At 60.1% G+C, this 19327-nt stretch carries 17 protein-coding genes; 11 read left to right on the top strand and 6 right to left on the bottom strand.

The features are described from left to right. Positions 1–9 precede the first annotated feature (9 nt). Complete coding sequence (locus tag AC1DXO_RS01595; RefSeq protein ID WP_476976329.1) at positions 10–894, bottom strand: SIMPL domain-containing protein; 885 nt, start codon at positions 892–894, stop codon at positions 10–12. 24 nt (positions 895–918) lie between these two features. After that, complete coding sequence (locus tag AC1DXO_RS01590) at positions 919–1428, bottom strand: hypothetical protein (protein ID WP_476976328.1); 510 nt, start codon at positions 1426–1428, stop codon at positions 919–921. Positions 1429–2107: 679 nt separating this feature from the next. On the opposite strand from AC1DXO_RS01590, the gene AC1DXO_RS01585 reads away from it, so the two are divergent. Continuing rightward, a complete protein-coding gene (locus AC1DXO_RS01585; RefSeq protein WP_476976327.1) occupies positions 2108–2563 on the top strand; it encodes a hypothetical protein in 456 nt (151 codons plus the stop codon). Between the two features lie 78 nt (positions 2564–2641). Here the strand turns inward: AC1DXO_RS01585 and AC1DXO_RS01580 are convergent, their stop codons facing one another. Beyond that, on the bottom strand, positions 2642–3556 hold the full coding sequence (locus tag AC1DXO_RS01580; RefSeq protein ID WP_476976326.1) for a tetratricopeptide repeat protein: 915 nt from the start codon (positions 3554–3556) through the stop codon (positions 2642–2644). 66 nt (positions 3557–3622) lie between these two features. Beyond that, on the bottom strand, positions 3623–6922 hold the full coding sequence (locus AC1DXO_RS01575) for a transglutaminase family protein (RefSeq protein WP_476976325.1): 3300 nt from the start codon (positions 6920–6922) through the stop codon (positions 3623–3625). 157 nt (positions 6923–7079) lie between these two features. Here AC1DXO_RS01575 and AC1DXO_RS01570 point away from each other — a divergent pair, with 157 nt between their 5' ends. The 7 genes from AC1DXO_RS01570 (at position 7080) to AC1DXO_RS01540 (ending at position 15955) form a co-directional block, all read left to right on the top strand. After that, a complete protein-coding gene (locus tag AC1DXO_RS01570; RefSeq protein ID WP_476976324.1) occupies positions 7080–9020 on the top strand; it encodes a class II glutamine amidotransferase in 1941 nt (646 codons plus the stop codon). A 139-nt stretch (positions 9021–9159) separates the two neighbouring features. Further along, positions 9160–10620: a circularly permuted type 2 ATP-grasp protein gene (locus tag AC1DXO_RS01565; protein WP_476976323.1), complete on the top strand. Its 1461-nt coding sequence runs from the start codon at positions 9160–9162 to the stop codon at positions 10618–10620. Further along, complete coding sequence (locus AC1DXO_RS01560; protein WP_476976322.1) at positions 10617–11555, top strand: alpha-E domain-containing protein; 939 nt, start codon at positions 10617–10619, stop codon at positions 11553–11555. The genes AC1DXO_RS01565 and AC1DXO_RS01560 overlap by 4 nt, the downstream gene beginning before the upstream one ends. 337 nt (positions 11556–11892) lie before the next feature. Further along, a complete protein-coding gene (locus AC1DXO_RS01555) occupies positions 11893–13392 on the top strand; it encodes a TolB family protein (RefSeq protein WP_476976321.1) in 1500 nt (499 codons plus the stop codon). A gap of 235 nt (positions 13393–13627) precedes the next feature. Further along, a complete protein-coding gene (locus tag AC1DXO_RS01550; protein ID WP_476976320.1) occupies positions 13628–14866 on the top strand; it encodes an ROK family transcriptional regulator in 1239 nt (412 codons plus the stop codon). A 91-nt stretch (positions 14867–14957) separates the two neighbouring features. Further along, positions 14958–15440 carry a type II RES/Xre toxin-antitoxin system antitoxin gene (gene parS / locus AC1DXO_RS01545; RefSeq protein ID WP_476976319.1) on the top strand — a complete coding sequence of 161 codons (483 nt, stop codon included), beginning with the start codon at positions 14958–14960 and terminating at the stop codon, positions 15438–15440. Then, complete coding sequence (locus AC1DXO_RS01540) at positions 15437–15955, top strand: RES family NAD+ phosphorylase (protein ID WP_476976318.1); 519 nt, start codon at positions 15437–15439, stop codon at positions 15953–15955. Before parS ends, AC1DXO_RS01540 begins: the two co-directional genes overlap by 4 nt. A gap of 9 nt (positions 15956–15964) precedes the next feature. Here AC1DXO_RS01540 and AC1DXO_RS01535 read toward each other — a convergent pair whose 3' ends face one another. Both AC1DXO_RS01535 and AC1DXO_RS01530 read right to left on the bottom strand, forming a co-directional pair. Next, positions 15965–16618 carry an NrsF family protein gene (locus AC1DXO_RS01535; protein WP_476976317.1) on the bottom strand — a complete coding sequence of 218 codons (654 nt, stop codon included), beginning with the start codon at positions 16616–16618 and terminating at the stop codon, positions 15965–15967. Then, entirely contained in the window at positions 16611–17153 is a 543-nt protein-coding gene (locus tag AC1DXO_RS01530; protein ID WP_476976316.1) for a sigma-70 family RNA polymerase sigma factor, read from the bottom strand. Before AC1DXO_RS01530 ends, AC1DXO_RS01535 begins: the two co-directional genes overlap by 8 nt. 210 nt (positions 17154–17363) lie before the next feature. Here AC1DXO_RS01530 and AC1DXO_RS01525 point away from each other — a divergent pair, with 210 nt between their 5' ends. From AC1DXO_RS01525 to AC1DXO_RS01515, 3 genes are all read left to right on the top strand, one after another. Continuing rightward, positions 17364–17627 (top strand): BufA1 family periplasmic bufferin-type metallophore, encoded by a 264-nt coding sequence (locus AC1DXO_RS01525; RefSeq protein WP_476976315.1) that lies wholly within the window; start codon positions 17364–17366, stop codon positions 17625–17627. Positions 17628–17768: 141 nt separating this feature from the next. Beyond that, positions 17769–18608, top strand: a complete 840-nt coding sequence (bufB, locus tag AC1DXO_RS01520; RefSeq protein ID WP_476976314.1) for an MNIO family bufferin maturase — start codon at positions 17769–17771, stop codon at positions 18606–18608. Further along, positions 18601–19323, top strand: coding sequence for an HvfC/BufC family peptide modification chaperone (locus AC1DXO_RS01515; RefSeq protein WP_476976313.1), 723 nt, complete (start codon positions 18601–18603; stop codon positions 19321–19323). Before bufB ends, AC1DXO_RS01515 begins: the two co-directional genes overlap by 8 nt. Positions 19324–19327 lie beyond the last annotated feature (4 nt).

Here is a 19327-nt window from a genome sequence, read left to right as displayed (position 1 = left end):
TCCATCTCCTCAATTCAGGCCGTAAACGACGCAGGTCCGCGCCTCGATACGCCGCAGCGGCGGCGTCTGGACATAGGATGTCTGGTTTGCCCTGGTCTCCAGCGCAACGACCTCCGCGCTCGCGGCTGTTGCCGGCGCAGACGGCGTGGCTGCTGAGGGCATTTCATCCTTGTACCACGCGACAGGCTGGGCCGTAATGCTGGCGCCGCCGACAGGCTTGCGCGCCAGCACGTCGCCACGGCACGCCCTGCCCTGCGGATCGACCGTCTGAACCTTGCCCAACACCGCACCGGCGGCCGCTGCTTCGGCCGTAACACGCTCGCTGGCGTCCTTGACGGCCTGGGCGTAGAGCCATGCCATATCGTCGTCGCTGGCCTGCAATTCGTAGCGGACCTCATCGATCGAGGTCGGCGATGCCGCCATGACAAGGGCGTAGGCGTTTTCCAGCCGGCTGATGTCGCGCACCTCGACATTGAGGGTGATCGACACCTCATAGCCGTTGATCTTGTCGCCGCGCTTGTCTTCGACCCGGTTGCCGTTCTTGTCCTTGTACTGTTCGAACAAAGCGCGCTGCGAAAAATCGACCGATACGGCCACCTTGTCCTCGCCCAGTCGCGACAGCGCCTGCTGCAGGGCGCGCGTCCTTTCGGTCGCCGCCGACTGCGCGCGGCCCAGATCGCTATCGACCGCAAGATAGGTGGCCGAGAAGCTGGCACGATTGGCGCGAACCTCCGCATAGACATAGCCGGTCTGGGCGATGACGCTTTCGCGCATCCACCACGGCGCCTTGTCGTAAGGCGACGGCGGCACCGCGGTTTGGGCCCCGGTCTGAGCATTAACGGCCGGCGCCAAGGCCAGCCCGCTCAGCAGAATCCATCCGATCAGATGTCTCACGATGTCCTCCGTCCTGTTATTATTTTATCGGCTCTCGTGCCATTGCCGTTTCAGCCGGCGGTAATTGTCGATACCGCCACATACGCCCTTTTCCATTTTGGCGCCCAGGTCAACCGGATCGTCCTCCGGCGCCAGTATGGCGGCGCAGTTGGCGACAACCCGCGCCTGGGCGGGACTATAGTCATAAATTGCGGTGGTGATCGGCATCATATGACCGGGCGTCTTTTTGGTCGCGGCTATCCAGATAAAGCTGGTCTGGAAACGCACGGGCGCCGTCGCCCGGGCGACATAGTGGTCGGCGCCTGCCGTATCGACCGGCACGCCGTGCAGGCCATAACGCAGCACCACGGAATAGGCGATGGCGGCGTGACGGTCGCCATGGTCAGCCAGGTTGTGAAGCGTGTCAGGTGAAGAGCGCAGCGCCAGGTCGATATCGCTCGACCACGCCAGCTGGGTCTCGGGCGGTACGGTCAGACAGCCGGTAAGCCCCAAAACCGCGCAAAAACCCGCCAAAACCTGCCAAAACCGCATCATATTCTCCCCCCCCCTTTTCCAGCCGTGTTTGGGTTCCTCTTACCACAGATGCGACACGACACGGGCAAATTTGTGACGCTGCACGAACCTGGCCAACGTGCCCCAGGGCCACATTCGCGCCCATAGAGCGTAAATACAGCCACCACCAAGTTACACGGGAACAAAAACTTGACAATATTAAAAATTCATTATTAATTAGACCGTCAAAGACCACACAGACAACTTAATGCAAGGAAAAATCAGAATTTTGAGAATAATGACGCCACTGTTCAAATAAATTTCTTAAACACACATACTCAGCACCAGAGAGTTGCGAAATGGGCGCTCAAGAAATAGCGGATTTACTCCAAATTATGAGAGGAAATATCGTTTTCATCTTATTTTTTTTGGTCGTTTTTTTTGCTTTTTTATATTTTACTCTAGCCGCAAATGGCAGAAAAAAGCGATTAGAATTAATTTACCGGAAAATCAGATCAACGTCATGCAACGAGGACGATGCGGAATGCATCATTAGTCACCTCAGCAAGAAGGAAGCCATTTTATACCTCAACAACAGATATAAAAAGAAAAGCATCATTACGATAACCGGAAACAGAATCATCGATAACAGCATTGTGTTACTAGTACCAGTAGTAGCGACAATATTGATCTTTGCCGCCATCATAGTGGGAATGACGACATGGTTAGAACGATAACTATTACATTCACCTCCATTGCATGTATATGGGAGTGGTTTACGACTACATTGGCAATATCGAATATATTTGAAGCCAATAATCTCTTCAAATACATATTTTGCGGTATTGCAGCGCTGGCATTTTCATGCTCTCTGCTTCTGACACCAGAAATAATGAAGCTATATAAAAAAAATACAGGCGCTGCGATATTGGCAACGGCATTTTGGTGCTTCTTCTTCTGCGTCAGTGTCTATACGACCCTGATTGGCAATGGCAGCGTTATTCTCGGCATAGGCTTTGGGGAAGCCATGGCCAATGTCTCCGCAATGTTTGAAAAGGCCTCCCTTATCAAGGTAGCCTTGATTGTTGCCACCACGCTCTTTGTGTCATTCAGCGCCATGATACTTGGCGGCATTGCGACCAATACCATCAATCTGTCGGGCGCCCCGGCACAATAGAGGCTAGCCTCACGACCGGCCCTTGCACCTTATGCGACCCTTCATACCCGGGTTTTGAACCGTGCAATCCGGCAATCTTTATCCTTCTGCCCTTGCCTGTGGATGGGTCTTGCGCCAGGCATCGGCTCGGACCTTACCCTCGGCAATCTCGGCCTCGGTCAGCTTGCCTTCCAGGAAGGACAGCGCCGAACGCGCCTTTTGCAGCTTGGTGTCGTAGGCGATCGCCACCCATTTGTAGGCCTCGGCGCGATCCTTGGCGACGCCGCGCCCGCTGAAATACAGGTAGCTGTAGGTCAGTTGCGAGTCCATATCGCCGGCTTCCGCCGCCTTGCCCAGCCACAGGACGGTCTTGGTGTCGTCCTTCATACCGCCGCGGTGGTTGTAATAGATATCACCCAGCGCGGCATAGGCGCCGATATTGCCCTGGTCGGCGGCCTTTTGCAGCCACACCATTGCCTCGGCGACCTTGGCGGCATTCTTCCCGTCACCAATCAGCATCCGGCCCAGTTGTTGCTCCGCCTCGGCGTCGCCGGCCTTGGCGGCGGCTTCAAACTGCAGCCTGGCCTTTTCGAGATTGGGTTCGGCGCGGCCACGGCCGATGCTGTAACAGATGCCCAGCTTGCGCATCGCCTCGACGCTGCCGGCCTTGGCCGCCTTTTCGTACCATGACACGGCCATGTCGCCATCGGCTTCGCTTTGCGAGGCATTGTGCAGGTCACCCAGGGCCAGCATTGCCTTGACATGCCCCTGGTTGGCGGCCTTTTCGAACCATTCCTGGGCCTTGTCGCCGGCGCCCAGTACCTTGGAACTTTGCAGCTTCAGCGCCTGCTGGTACTGCGCTTCGGGGCTGCCCGATGACGCCTGGAAATAGTCGACCAGGCTGTTGTGGCCGGTCTTGAAATCCTGCGTGACGGCGACCGCGATGCCGCCAATGATCACCAATGCGATGACAACGGCGACGCCCATGCCGCCGCCCTGTTTCTTCTTGGCCATGATAACCCCTCCCTGAAAGTTAATGCGAAGTTAGCAGGGGTTAACGGAGTCCGCAACACGGCCAGTTTATGGCTTCCAGCGCAGGTCCAGCGTATGCGGATAGTCCGGATTATGCTCCGCCGGCGGGATTTTCACACGGCCGACCGTGTGGGTCGGGGCTTCAAACCGCGACAGACGGCGGCCCTCCGCCTCGTTGGCATTAAGCGGCAGGGTGTCGTAATTGCGCCCGCCCGGATGCATGACGTGGTACTTGGCGCCGCCCAGCGACCGTTCCAGCCGTGTATCCAGGACGTCAAAAATCAATGGTGTATTGACCGGCAGGTTGGGATGCAGGCTCGACCATGGCGCCCAGGCCTTGTAGCGCACGCCGGCGACCTGGACATTGCCGTCGCGCGTGGCGCTGAGGGGCAGACGGCGGCCGTTGCACGTCACGACATGCTGCGACGTGACCCCGCCCGACAGGATAACCTCCATGCGCTCGACTGAGGAATCGACGCCACGCGAGGTTCCGCCACCACTCTGTTCCTCGCCCATGACCGGCCAGGGCTCGAGCGCGTTTTTCAGTTCCAGGGTGACGCCGCCGATCTGCACTTCGCCGACACTGGGAAAGCGGAAATCGAAGAAGGGAATGAACCAGTCGCGGCCGAACTTGAAACCGTTGGCGGCCAGAAGGTCCAGTACCTCCATCAGGTCTTCGTGGACAAAATGGCCCAGCATGTAGCGATCATGCAGTTGCGTTCCCCAGCGGACCAGCGACGCGCGATAGGGCTTCTTCCAGAAGGTCGCCACCAGGGCGCGGATCAGCAACGACTGGATCAGGTTCATCTGCGGGTGCGGCGACATTTCAAAGCCGCGCATTTCCAGCAAGCCAAGACGGCCGCGATCGGAATCCGGTGAATAGAGCTTGTCGATGCAGAATTCGGCGCGGTGGGTATTGCCGGTCAGGTCGACCAGCAGGTTGCGCAACAGACGGTCGACCAGCCACGGCGAGACGTCAGCGCCACCGTCCGGTATCGATTTGAGGGCAATCTCCAGTTCATACAGCGATTCATGGCGCGCTTCGTCGATACGGGGCGCCTGGCTGGTCGCCCCGATATAGAGGCCGGAGAACAGGTAGGACAGGCTGGGGTGGTTCTGCCAGAAGGCGATGATCGACGCCAGGACGTCGGGCCGGCGCAGGAAGGGACTGTCATCGGGCTTGCTCGCCCCCATGACGATATGGTTGCCACCACCGGTGCCGATACGCTTGCCGTCGATCATAAACTTGTCGGCGACCAGACGGGCATGACGCGCCTCTTCATAGACGGTTTGGACGATGAATTTCAGTTCGTCCCACGACCGGGCGGGCTGGATATTGACCTCGATCACGCCGGGATCGGGCGTCACCGACATGCCTTCGACGCGATGGTCGCGCGGCGGCCCGTAGCCTTCGATGACCACTGGCGTCTGTGTCTGCGTGGCCACCGCTTCTATGGCGTGAATCAGATCGAAATAGTGCTCGGCATAGGTAAGCGGCGGCAGGAACAGATACAGCTTGCCGGCGCGGACCTCGGCACACATGGCACTGCGGATCAGGCCGTTGGGGCCGGCTTTGGCGGGTTTGACCTTGGCGCCGATTTTCGCGCCATAGACGGCCACCGCACCGGCGGCTTCAGGCAGCGGCTCCGTCGGCGCAAACGGCGAACGCGGTGGGAAGAAGTGCGCCTCCGCCAGTTTCGGCTCGACCATCGGCAGGGCGCTCAAAGGCAGACGCAAACCGACCGGCGAATTGCCGGGCAGCAACAGCATCTTCTCGGTGCGGAATTTCCAGCCGTTGGATAGCCAGCCATTGGTCTTGGCCGAAAAGGCAAGCGGCAGGACATAGCCCGTCGGCTTGCCCACGTCATTGTCGAGTTGCGACTGCAGCCGCTTGCGCTCGGTCGCTTCAAAAATATCGGCGGTCAGCATCTCGCCTTCCAGCGGGATGCGCTGTTCCTTCCATAACAGGTACGGAATATCCTCGTGGGCCGGCAGGACGTAGCCGGCACCGACCCCCAGCACATCGGCCAGGCTCTTCAGGAAGCTGCCAGCCATGTCCGGCTTCAGCTTTTTCGCCGGCTTCGCCTCGGGATCGGCCAGCAGTGTGGCGTCCAGCCACAAAGGCTTGCCGTCGTGGCGCCAGAACATGTTCATCGCCCAGCGCGGCAGAATTTCGCCGGGATACCACTTGCCCTGGGCGTGCTGGGCCAGGGCGCCATTTGCGAACTTGCCGGACAACCGCTGGAACAGGTCATAGCCCAGCTTTTTCTTGGCGTCGGACAGGGCGGTAAAGTGCCATTCGTCGCCCAGCCGGTCGTCCAGCGAGACGAAGGTCGGCTCGCCGCCCATGGTCAGGCGCACATCCTGCTTATCCAAGGCGATATCAACCTTGTGGCCGAGCGCGTCGATATCGCGCCATTCGGCATCGGAATAGGGCTTGGTGACCCGGCGCGATTCGTAGATGCGCTCCACCGACATTTCGTGGTTGAACGTCGCCTGGCACGGTTCGTGCGCCCCGCTGATCGGCGCCGCCGAACCCGGATTGGGCGTGCAGCACAGCGGAATATGGCCTTCGCCGGTAAACATGCCCGATGTCGGGTCCAGCCCGATCCAGCCGGCGCCCGGCAGATAGACCTCGTACCAGGCGTGCAGGTCGGTAATGTCCTGGGACACGCCCGAAGGCCCGTCCAGGGATTCGACATCGGCCTTGAGCTGGATCGAATAGCCCGACACAAAGCGCGTCGCCAGGCCCTTGTGGCGCAGTATCTGGCAGGCCAGCCACGCCATGTCGCGACACGAACCCTGCAACAGGTTCAGGGTCTGGGCCGAGGTCTGGATGCCGGCCTCCATGCGCAGGGTATAGCCGAGATCGACATTGAGCTTTTGATTAAAGGCGACCAGGAAATCGACCGTGCCCCAGACATCGCCACCCGGTGTCAGGTCGGGGACTGAGGCGACATAGTCGAGCAGGATCTGGTCGCGTTCCTTGATTTCGAGATAGGGCGTCAGCTCCTCGTGCAGGCTGGCATCATAGCTGAACGGGTATTTCATCGCCGAATCTTCGAGGAAGAAATCGAACGGATTGAACACGCGGATTTCCAGCACCAGGTCGACCTCGACCTTGAACTGGCTGACCTTTTCCGGAAAGACGACCCGCGCCAGATAGTTGCCGAAAGCGTCCTGCTGCCAGTTGATGAAGTGGTTTTCCGGCGTGATCTTCAGGCTGTAAGACTGGACGTGGGCCTTTGTGTGCGGTGCCGGCCGCAGTCGGATGACCTGGGCTCCGAGAGAGATCGGACGATCGTAACGGTAGTCACTGACGTGGTGCTGCGCCGCCAATATGGTCATGCCGCCTGAAACCTCTAAATTTTCTTGTCCGGAAACAAGACATTGGAAACAAGTCGTTTACGGAATCGCAAAAAAAGTGTCATCTTCAACGCGACGCCACTAGACAACCGGTTTCTAACGAAGTCTAGTTGCAATGCAACATACAGGACAATTTTCCTTGAGTGCGATTTCGAGTGACATACTGGCTTTTTCGTTCGACGGTTTGAGTTCGCCGTCGATCGACCTCAAGTTCCGCAAGGGACCGCAGAAGGGTGAGCATAACCTGGGGTGGGGTCTCAGCTGGTATCCCGGCGACAACAAGGGCGCCGTCGTCGCCAAGGATCCGTCCGCCCGTGACACCGGCTCCCTGCGCGGCGCCATGCACGACTGGGATTCCTTCCGTTCGACCGTCTTTTTCTGCAAGGTCCGCGGCGCCGCCACCGGCTATACCCATCTCGAAACCCAACCCTTTTCGCGCAGCTTTGCTGGCCAGGACTGGGTCTATATGCACAATGGCGACCTCGACAAGGCGGCGCTGAAGAAACTGCATTTCAACAAGTCGATCTTCCTCGAGCCCATGGGCCGCACCGATTCGGAAGCCGCCTTCTGTTTCCTGCTGGGTAAGGTCCAGGACTACGGCGCGCGCAGCCTGGCCGATGTCGATCATCAGGTGCTGCTCAGCTGGTTCCTGCAACTCGACGATCTCGGCTCGGCCGACATGGTCATTTCCGACGGCACGACGGTCGCTGCCTTCTATGGCTCGCAGTCGGAAACACGGCTCTATTACAGCCGCATCAAGCCGCCGCACAGCGAAGCCGGCTACCACGCCGAGTCCGCCTCGTTCGCGCTCAGCAATCCGCGCGACACCTTCCGTACGGCCCTTGTCTTCTCGTCGACACCGTTCGAGCGCGGCGACTGGAAGCCGATGCAGCCCGGCCAACTGATCATCTCGCGGCGCGGCGCCATCCAGTGGACCAACAAGAAGGACGACAGGTCGGACGGCCAGCCGGCCCAGGCGCAACCCATCGTGCCGGAGAAGGTCCTTCACGAAAAAGAGGGCCACCTTCAAGGCGTCGTTGTCCGCCCCGGCGCGGCGCGCAGCCCGGCCTCGCGGCCCTTTACCGACCAGCAGGCCCAGGCCCAGCAACTCAGCATCGTCCAGTCGCTGCAGCAGATGAAGCACGTCCAGCATAATGTGCTGAACGCCCGTGCCCTGACCCACGCGCCGGACGGTTCGCCCCTGACCTATCGGCTGTATGACGTCGTTCATTCGACGGAATATTCCTACGAGCATGAGGTCGAGCATTCGACCCACATCTTCCGCCTGATGCCGGTCGAAGATCCGACGCAGGAAGTGATGAGTTGCACGCTCAGCCTGTCGTCCGAAGGCGAGGATATCCGCTTCGACGACGTCTTTGGCAACCAGACCATCCACTACAGCATCATCAAGCCGTACAAGAAGCTGACGGTGTCGTGCCGCAGCCTGGTCAAGATCTTCGGCCTGGCGCCTGACGACCTGGCGCCCGAACGCCGCCAAACCTTCATCCCGACGACCATGATGCCGTGGCAACGGACGATGATGGAGCCTTATCTTCTGCCGCCGGAACTGCCCGAGACCCAGATTTCCGAACTGCTGATCTACGCCATGAGTTTTGCTGAACGTAACGGCAAGCACCTGATGGACACGCTCAACGACATCAACCAGACCATCTATCGCGACTTCCGCTACGTGCCGGGCTCGACCTCGCTGAAGACGACGCCCTTCGATGTCTATGCGTCGCGCGAAGGCGTGTGCCAGGACTTCGCCAATCTCTTCATCTGCCTGGCGCGCCTGCTGGGCCTGCCGGCGCGTTACCGGGTCGGCTATATCTTCACCGGCGCCAATTACGAAAATAAGATCCAGTCCGACGCCAGCCACGCCTGGGTCGAGATCTATATCCCCTATCTCGGCTGGCGCGGTTTCGATCCGACCAATGGCTGCCTGGTGACGCAGGACCATATCCGCGTCGCTGCGGGCCGTAATTACCGCGACGCCACACCGACCCAGGGCACCATCTACCGGGGCGGCGGCAAGGAAACCCTTAGAGTACAAGTAACCATGAATGAGGTCTTTAATTAAACTGAGAATGCGTGGTCAATCGTCTACCTTAAATCAGTCCTCCACCGCTTGCGGGGGAGGTGGCGAGCTTGTCGAGCCGGAGGGGGGACTTCCACAATCTTATCGGGTACCAGGAAGCCTATAGAGGAATCAGAATCGCGTGACGCTCGAGACTTACCAGACCCACGGCTTCTACGACGAGCTGTTCGAACAGGATGGCGTCCCGCACGCCGCCGCCAAACCGCTGGTCGACTGGATCGACACGCTCAGCCGGCCTGAACTGCGCCGGCGCCAGGTTATGGCCGAAAGCGCGCTGTATCAGTCCGGCAATACCTTTAACGTCTATGGCGACAAGAAGGGCACCGAAAAGATCCTGCCCTTCGACATCATCCCGCGCCTGGTCTCGGCGCGCGACTGGGACAAGCTGGAACGCGGCATCGCCCAGCGTATCATGGCGCTGAACCTGTTCATCCAGGACGTCTATAACGACCAGAAGATCATCAAGGACGGCGTCATCCCGGCCGAACTGATCTTCAGCTCGTCCTGTTATCTGAAGCCGTGCGAGGGTCTCAGTCCGCCGAAGGGGGTGTGGACGCATATTTCCGGCACCGATTTCGTGCGCGACGCCGATGGCGAATTCTACGTCCTGGAAGACAATTTGCGTTGCCCGTCGGGTATTTCCTACGTGCTGGAAAATCGCGCCGTCCTGAAGCAAATCACGCCGCAGGCCTTCCACACCATGAAGGTCCGGCCGGTATCGAACTATGGCGACCAGCTGTACCGGGCCCTCAAATATATCGCTCCGGAAGGCCGCGACGATCCCAATATCATCGTGCTTACGCCCGGCATCTTCAACTCGGCCTATTTCGAACACGCCTACCTGGCTCAGCAGATGGGCGTCACCCTGGCGCAAGGGTCGGACCTGATCGTCCAGGACGATATCGTCTATATGCGCACCACCGACGGCCTGGAGCGCGTCGACGTCATCTATCGCCGCATCGACGACGAATTTATCGACCCCGAAATCTTCCGCAAGGATTCGGTTCTGGGTGTGCCCGGCATCATGCGGGCCTACAAGAAGGGCAATGTCGCCCTGGCCAATGCGCCCGGCACCGGCATAGCCGACGACAAGGCGATCTATGCCTATGTCCCCAAGATCATCAAATATTACCTCAACGAAGAGCCGATCTCGCACAATGTCAAAACCTATATCTGCGAGGACGACAGTGAGCGGGCCTATGTGCTCGAGAACCTCGACAAGCTGGTGGTCAAGGCGGTTAACCTGTCGGGCGGCTACGGCATGCTGATCGGACCGAAATCGACCAAGGCCGAGCAGAAGGAATTCGCCGCCAAGATCGCCGCCAAGCCGCGCGAATATATCGCCCAGCCGACCCTGGCCCTGTCGCGGGCGCCGACCTTGATCGGCAACGGTATCGAAGGCCGCCACGTCGATTTCCGGCCCTATTCGCTCTACTCCGACGGCATCTTCACTCTGCCCGGCGGCCTGACACGGGTGGCCCTGAAAAAGGGCTCCCTGGTCGTCAACTCGTCGCAGGGCGGCGGGTCCAAGGACACCTGGGTCCTGGGCGAAGACAGCGACCTGCGGGAGGGCGGAGCATGATGCTAAGCCGCGTTGCCAGCTCGATCTACTGGATGGGCCGTTACATGGAACGCGCCGACAATGTCGCGCGCTTCATCGACGTCAATACTCACCTGATGCTCGATCTCACCCTCGATCGCGAGGCCACCCAGTGGTACCCGCTAGTCGCCACCTCGGGTGACGATGAGGACTTCAATAAGCGCTACAGGATCGCCGACGAAAAGAACGTCCTGAAGTTCCTGACCTTCGACCAGAAGAATCCCAACTCGATCCTGCAATGCATCTACCGGGCGCGCGAAAACGCCCGCACGGTGCGCGAAGTCATTCCGGTCGATGTGTGGGAAAAGATCAACGAACTGTACCACCTGACCCAGGAACACAGCCGCAAACGTTCGGTCGCCGACCTGATGGACTATTACCGCAAGGTACGGCTGACCGGCCATATGATGACCGGCCTGATGGAAAACACCATGAGCCGCGCCCAGGGTTGGCAATTTGCCCGGCTTGGCCAGTTGATGGAACGGGCCGACAAGACGGCCCGCCTGCTCGACGTCAAATATTTCCTGCTGTTGCCCAATGCCGACTATGTCGACACGCCGCACGATGCAGTCCAGTGGGGCGCGGTGCTGAAATCGGTCAATGCCCTGGAAATGTATCGCCAGCAGTTTCACACCATCAATTACAAGGACGTGACGCAGTTCCTGCTGTTCGCCAAGACCTTCCCGCGTTCGGTGGCCTTCTGCCTGGACACGGCGTCACAGGTCCTGGCAACCCTGGCCGAATCCAGCGACCGGCCGAACAAGGCGGTGATCGAAATGGCCATACTGACCAAGACGATCTCGACCTCGGAAGCCATGCACATCATCTCGACGGGCCTGCATGAGTTTATCGATATGCTGCAGTATAATATGAACCTGGTCGACGAGGCGGTCTACGACTCATTCTTCAAGGTCTGAGGTGCAGTGAAGGGTTTTGAATCCACCGATTACACCGATTACACAGATTAACAATTAAGAGGCTTTTCAGCATCCTGTTCTGACGAAGATTGTTTCGATCGGCGTCTTATCGGCGCGAAGCGCCTTTAAGAAGTATCGAGGTTAATGAAGACGGCTCAGACACGCGCCCGAAAAAAATCCTCTAAATTCTTAATCTGTGTAATCGGTGGATAAATATCTTTCTCTGGACACACCTAACTCCGACGTTTTCGCACGACTCTGTACGCCTCGCGCCTGATCTGCTAATCGAAATCGATTACAATTTGCGGCGCAAGACCGCGGTGTGGGAGACAACGTCATGAAACGCCTGGTATTCGCGGCCCTGGCCGCCCTGGTCCTGTCGAGCCCGGCCGTGGCCGGCGACGCACTCGGCCAGTTCAATCAAAAGACCGATATCGGCGCGCCGCCAGCCAAGGGCTCGGCGACCTTTGACGCCAAGACCGGCACCTATCGCATCACCGGCGGCGGCAAGGACATCTGGGCCGGCGCCGACGATTTCTACCTCGTCTCGCAACGGGCCCAGGGCGACCAGACCATCGCCGCCACCGTGGCCTGGGTCGCCGGCAATACCGATCCGCACAGCAAGGCCGGCGTGATGATCCGCCAGAGTGCGGCTGCCGACTCGCCCTATGCCGATGTCGTCGTCCATCAGAACGGCCATGTCGCCATCCAGATCCGCGAAGTCACCGGCGGTCCGACCTACGAGATCCAGGCTATCCAGCCCGGCCCCGGCCGCCTGCAACTGGAGCGCCAGGGCGACTATGTCTATATGTCGGTCGCTGGGCCCGATGGCGTGCTGCGTCATGCCGGCGGCGGCTTCAAACTGAAGCTGGACGGGCCCTATCTGATCGGCCTGGCGGTCTGCGCCCACAGTGACACCGGCACCAAGACGGTCGACTTCTCGGACGTCCAGCTGGCCGCCACCGCCCCCTTGCCGGTCGTCACACCGCAGACCAAAACCGAAAGCACGCTGGAAACGCTGGAGGTCGCGACGGGATTCCGTCTGGTCGTCTATCATACCACCGACCATATCGAGGCGCCCAACTGGCTGCCCGACGGCAAGACGCTTCTGTTTAACAGCGCCGGCCATCTCTTCACCCTGCCGCTCGACACCCATACCCCCGCCCTGCTCGATACCGGCACACGCAATATGCTGAACAACGACCATGGCCTGTCACCGGACGGGCGGTGGCTGGCCATCAGCGACCAGACCCGTGATGATCATCAATCGCGCGTCTATGTTTTGCCTCTGACGGGTGGCGAGCCGCGCCTGATCACCGAACAGGCGCCGTCCTACTGGCACGGCTGGTCGCCCGACGGTAAGACCCTGGCCGTTATCGCCAACCGCAACGGCGATTACGATGTCTACGGAATACCGGCCGCGGGAGGACCGGAAACCCGCCTGACCACCACGCCCGGCCTCGACGACGGCTCCGACTATTCCCCCGATGGCCAGTGGATCTGGTTCAACTCGGTGCGCAGCGGCAATATGAAGATCTGGCGCATGCATGCCGACGGCAGCGGCGCCGAACAGATGACCTTTGGCGACGACAGCCGCGACTGGTTCCCGCACCCGTCGCCGGACGGCAAATGGATTGCCTTCGTGTCGTTCGGCACCGACGTCACGGTCGGCGATCACCCCGCCAACAAGGATGTGACGATCCGTATCATGCCGGCCACGGGTGGCCCGGCGGTCGTTGTCGCGCGCCTGTTCGGTGGCCAGGGGACGATGAATGTGCCGTCCTGGTCGCCCGACAGCACGCATCTGGCCTTTGTCAGCTATCGGCCGGCGCCATAACCGCAAGAACTGACCGCACCTGCCGGCTTGCGTCCGTCAAGAAAACCCTTACCTTTTGAAGCGATAAGACCTATAGATTTGTCACATCAGCGGACCTGCGGAACGTGAGAACGCCGCAAGGCCACCGTTGACAGTGGATCAAGGCGTACATAACAAGCAAAGACTTGTTTCAAAAGATAATAGTCCGTCTCGTTAGCGACGATATGGACTGCGACTTCCCCAGGAGGGGGCTTGAATGGCGGCAGATGAACGGACCGGCGCCACGCGCTCGGAGCCCAGGGTCCATTCCTTGGGCGATTCGCTTTCGGGCACCAATCTGGAACGGGCCGGCGACCACAATCAGCGCGTCACCCTGCAAGCCGTCCGCGCGGCCGGAGCGCCCATTACCCGTGCCGACATCGCCGACCTGACCGGCCTGACTGCGCCGGCGATCGCCAACATCACCAAGCGTCTGCTCAATGACGGCATGATCCTGAAGGCTGGGCGCCAACTCGGCGGCCGTGGCCAGCCGGCGACCAAGCTGGTGGTCAATCCGGACGGCGCCTTTTCCATCGGCCTCAATATCGACCGCGACCATATCGCCATTGTCGCGCTCGATTTCGTCGGCAATGTCCGGGCCCGCGTCTGCCGTGAAGTCCACTTCGCCATGCCGCAGGACGTCATTGCCTTCTTCAAGGCCGAGGTCGACAAGATTATCCGCTCGCAGGCCATCGACATCGATCGCCTGATCGGCATCGGCATCGGCATCCCGGACGACCTGGGCCGCGTGCCCGTCTCCAACCGCCCCGACGCCTACGAAATCTGGTCGACGGTCGATGTCGCTTCCCTGTTCGCCGATATCCTGCCGGTCAGTGTGCCGGTCTATGTCGAAAACGATGCCGCCGCCGCTTCGATCGGCGAAATGCAGTTCGGCCACGGCCTGCAGATGCGCAGCTTTATCTACACCATCATCAGCGCCGGCCTGGGCGGCGGCCTGGTGATCGATGGCCACTATTACCGCGGGGCCGACGGACGTTCCGGCGAAATCGGTTTTCTTCCGGTGCGCGACGAAAACGGCCAGGTCCGTTCCCTGGAAGACCAGGTATCGCTGTACGCGCTGTATGATTATCTGCGCAAGGCCGGCTTCCAGGTGTCGACTCCAGATGAATTGGAAAACCTGCCGCAACTGGGCCTGGCGCGTGTCGAGGCCTGGCTGGACCGCGCCGCCGACTATATGTTCGAACCTTTTCTGGTCATGACCTGCGCTATAAACCCCGAAGCCCACTTCATCGGCGGACGGCTGCCGGCCATGTTCATAGAACAGCTGTGCACGCGTTTGAACAACCGGATGGACACGGTCAGCGATCGCATCAAGGCGATTGCGCCGGTCATGCGCGCCGAGTTGGCAACGGATGCCGCGGCCCGCGGCGCCGGTATCCTGCCGTTCAACGACCGCTTCCTGCCCATCCGCGAAGCCCTGATGAAGACCAACTGATTCCAGCCGTTGAGCCTCGCGCCTCAGCCTCCTCTTGATTTTTTTTGCGCCATGTGTCATTTATTTTACGACACGTGACGGGGACAGGCAGATGGTGGCGATAAAAGCGGTTGAGGCTCCGGCCCAAGGGGAGTTTCAGGTCGTCGTAAATCTCCTGGGCGGCGATAGTCCTTTTTTCCGCCGTGTGCGCTCTCGGCTGGACGCCCACGAAGCCATCCTTACCGGATTTCCCAACACGGCGCTTACACATCTGGTCCATAATGTCCCCGTCATGCAGCAGTCGGATGTCATGGAAAAAGCGCTCGGCATCAGCCTGCGGACCTTCCAGCGCCGTAAGAAGGACACCGACACCAAACCACTGAGTCAGGAACAAAGCGGCCGAACGTGGAAGTTCGCTGAGATTCTGGCGAAGGCCATTCACGTCCTTGGCACTCAGTCGGCAGCGGAAGAATGGCTGAATAAGCCGGCGCTCGGCCTGAACCAGCGCAGACCTATTGATTTGCTATCGACGACCGCCGGCGTGGAAATCGTGGAAGATCACCTCGAACGTCTTGAATACGGTGTCTACGCGTGACGCCACTGCCGTCACCGCTTGGCGGCGGGGAGATGGTTGCCTGGCGCCTCGACACCAGGATCTATGCGGCCACCTGGGACAGTGGAGAAGGCGCCTACCGGGTCGGCGGGCGCTGGAATTCGAAAGGCAGGCGTACTGTCTACTGCGCGCTCGATCCATCGACGGCCATTCTGGAGGTCGCGGTCCATAAGGGTTTCGATACCCTCGATACCGTGCCCCATGTCCTTACCGCCCTGGAAATAATCGATCCGACGACAATCCATGTCGTTAATCCGGACATGGTACCCAACCCGAACTGGCTTGTGCCCGGTACACCGGGCGCAGGCCAGCAGGCTTTTGGTGACAAGCTCATGTCGGAACATCTGTTCGTTTTGATTCCAAGCGCCGTTTCGTCACAAAGCTGGAATCTGATCTTCGACGCTGAAAGGGCCAAAGGCGCATATCGTCTCAAACAGCAGATGCCCTTCGCGCTCGACCCACGGCTTCATCCGCCGGGATCATTGAAGACAGCCTGAGTTCCAAACCTACCAGCGCAGCAATTTCCCGCCCAGCAGCGCGGCAAAGCCCGTAAACACCGCCACAGCCAGGCTGTAGACCAGCAGGATATAGACCGGCGCGTCCATGGTGCAGTGAAGCGCGTAGGCACAGGCCATCAGCGACGCTGACGCCAGGCCGGCCATGGCGCCCAGCAGCACCGGATGCGAGGTCGCACTGCGGCGAAGCCACAGCCGCCACATGATCACCAGACCGGCCATGCCGCCGCATAATATGGTCGAGAAACAGACCATAACGCCGCCGTTCAGGTCGTCGGCTATGTCTTCGCGCCCGGTGCCCAGCATGTCGATCACAAAGCTGATGACCACAATGCCCAGCAGGACAATGACAGGCGCCATGTGAACCAGTTTCAGCCGGCCCTCGGGGCGCGCCAGGCCGCTGACCGCCCATAGCGCGCAAATACCGGTGACCAGGAAGATCAGCGGCTTGATCACCGCTATGCCATGGGCCGGCCACAGGCCATGCAACAGCCCGACCAGTTCAGAACGCAGGCCGAAGAGTTTCAGGATATAGATAATGGCAAAGGCAAGCGCCAGGCCAGCGCCGATCCATAGCGGACCGCTGCGCAGGGGTTTGACAGGTCTCAGGCCGTTCGCCAGTTGATCGAGGAGAGGATCACTCATCGGCCACCCCCTTTATCCCAACCAGCGCCTGAAGCTTCTTCAGGCCGCGATGGACGATGACCTTGACGGAGGACGTGCTCTTGCCCGTCGCGGCAGAGGTTTCCTCAACGCTCAGTTCCTGCAGCTTGTGCAGGGTGATGATGTGTGCCTGGTCCTTCGGCAACTGGTCCAGCAACACCTTGACGTCACGCGCCGCCAGGTCGTGCTTCAATCCGTCCTCGATCCCCATGGCCTCGTCCAGTTCGACATGGACGTGGCGGCCGTGCTTGCGGACATAGTCGATCAGCTTGTGACGCGCGACCGCGGCAATCCACGGCATAAAGGGGGCTGTGGCATCGTAGGTGTGGCGCTTTTCATGTAAACTCAACAAGGTCATCTGTACCAGGTCTTCAACATCGCCGCCCTTCAGACGGCGGCGAAAATACGATAGCAGCCAGGGACGCAGGGCGCCCAGAAGCTTGCGATAGGCTGGTGCGTCACCGCCTTGCGCCGCACGCATCCACGTCTGCCACTCATCGGAATTATACGTGTTCATAACGAATAAGGTTACATCCTGGCCCGACGACTTGGCCTGACAACATTGGGGCGACGAATCCGGCCAGCCCGCATCTAAGCCGCCGCACCGCCATTAGGCCAGATAAAATTTCACGACACGGCTGTAACCCCGCTTGACCTGGCGGCGTAATGCTCAGTCAGGATGCACACGCTGCTCCCGTTTTCGTCACTTCATCTGAGGAACCCGCCCATGTCCAACACCACCGTTCGCGCCCTGCAAGTCACTGCCGCCCTGGCCGCCCTCGTCGGCGGCGCCGCCCTGATCTCCAACGCCGCCGAAGCCAAGGACGGCTTCGAAAAGTGCGCCGGCGTCGCCAAGGCGCATATGAACGACTGCGCCACCAAGGCCCATACCTGCGCCGGCCAGGCCGCCTCCGATCGCGACCCGAACGAATGGGTCTATGTGCCTTCCGGCACCTGCTCCAAACTGGCCGGCGGCAAGGTCGTTTCGTAAGCTTTACTGAGGATTTCCCTTACTCAGTCCTCCCCTGTAGCCCAAAGGGCGTTACGGGGGAGGTGGGCGCCCCGTGGCGTCGCGAGCTTGTCTCGCCGGAGGGGGCAATTCCAACTGCTCATCCCGCAAAGCAAAATCCCCATGTCCGCCCCCCCCGTCACCACCGGTATCGGCCTGCGCGCCCCGCACATTGCGGATATCGCTGCGCAGAAACCGGATGTGGGCTTTCTCGAAGTTCATAGCGAGAACTACTTCGGCGGCGGCGTAAAGCTGAAGATCCTCGAAGGCCTGCGCGCCGATTACCCGTTGTCGTTTCACGGCGTCGGCCTGTCGCTGGGCCGGGCCGACGGTCTTGACCGCGACCATTTGCGCAAGCTCAAAGCCCTGATCGAGCGTTTCGATCCTTGCCTCGTGTCAGAGCACCTCAGTTGGTCGGCCTATAGCCATACAGCTGTCCCCGATCTTCTGCCCCTGCCCTTCACCGTCGAAGCCCTCGACATTTTCACCCGGCATATCGACGAATTCCAGAGCGCCATCGGCCGGCCGATCCTGATCGAGAACCCGTCGAGCTATCTGGCTTTCGACGGGCTCGATTTCGACGAACCCGAATTCCTGACTTTACTGGCGCAACGCACCGGCTGCGGCATCCTGCTGGACATCAACAACATCTATGTCAGTGCCCATAATCTGGGCCGCGATCCTGGCGCCTATCTGGCCGGGTTCACGGTGCCGCGCCAGGTGCAGCAATATCATCTGGCCGGCCACACGAAGGTGGGCGACCTGCTGATCGACACCCACGGTGCGCGCGTGCCGGCGCCGGTCTGGTCGCTCTATGCCCAGGCGCTGGAAACCATCGGCCACCGCCCGACCCTGATCGAATGGGACAGCGATATTCCTTCCGTCGACGTCCTGTTGGATGAGGCCGCCGCCGCCGACCGTTACCGTCACGCGGCATTGGGCAGGAGTCTGGTTCATGTTTGATACCCGCACCCTCGCCGCTTTTCAGCGTGATTTTTTGCAGGCCATCACAGCGGAAACCCCGCCGCAACATCCTGCGCTACGCATCCACCACGACACCTGGTTATTCGGCCTGATCGATGCCCTCGCCGAAATCTACCCCGCAACGCATAAAGTGCTGGGCGACGAGGCCTTCAAGGCCTTTGCCCGCGACTATATTCGCGCCCATCCCCTGACCCGGAGCGATGTCACGACCTATGGCAGGGATTTTGGCGAAGGCCTCGCCTCGCATCCGCATCTCGGCGACCTGACCTGGTTGCCGGATCTGGCACGTTACGAACAGGCCCTGCATCGCGCCCATCATGCCGAAGACGCAATAGGTTCCGGTTTCGAGGCCCTGCTCGATCCGGCTGCACGCACCGGCTTGCATCCTTCCGCCACGGTCCTGCAACTCGGCTACGATATTCGGGCTGCCCATACCGCCGCCTTGCTCGGCGAACCGTTGCCGCGCATCCGCCCTATTGCCTGCGACATCCTTGTCGCCCGCGATCCGCACGACGCTATCATTCAGCTTTGCCTGGCTCCGCTGGAGTCGCAGTTCATCACCCTGGTCGCCGGCGAAGCTTCTTTGGTGACCGCCCTGGATCGGCTCGATCCGTCCGCCGACGACATGACCCTGCTGCAGTCCCTGCTCGCCGGACTGGTGCAGCACGGCCTGCTCATAACCGATAACATCTGAGGAA

The sequence above is a fragment of the Asticcacaulis sp. P2_C5 genome (assembly GCF_056404555.1).
Note: the sequence above shows the minus strand (reverse complement) of the source record. Positions and strands in the feature narration are given on the sequence as shown.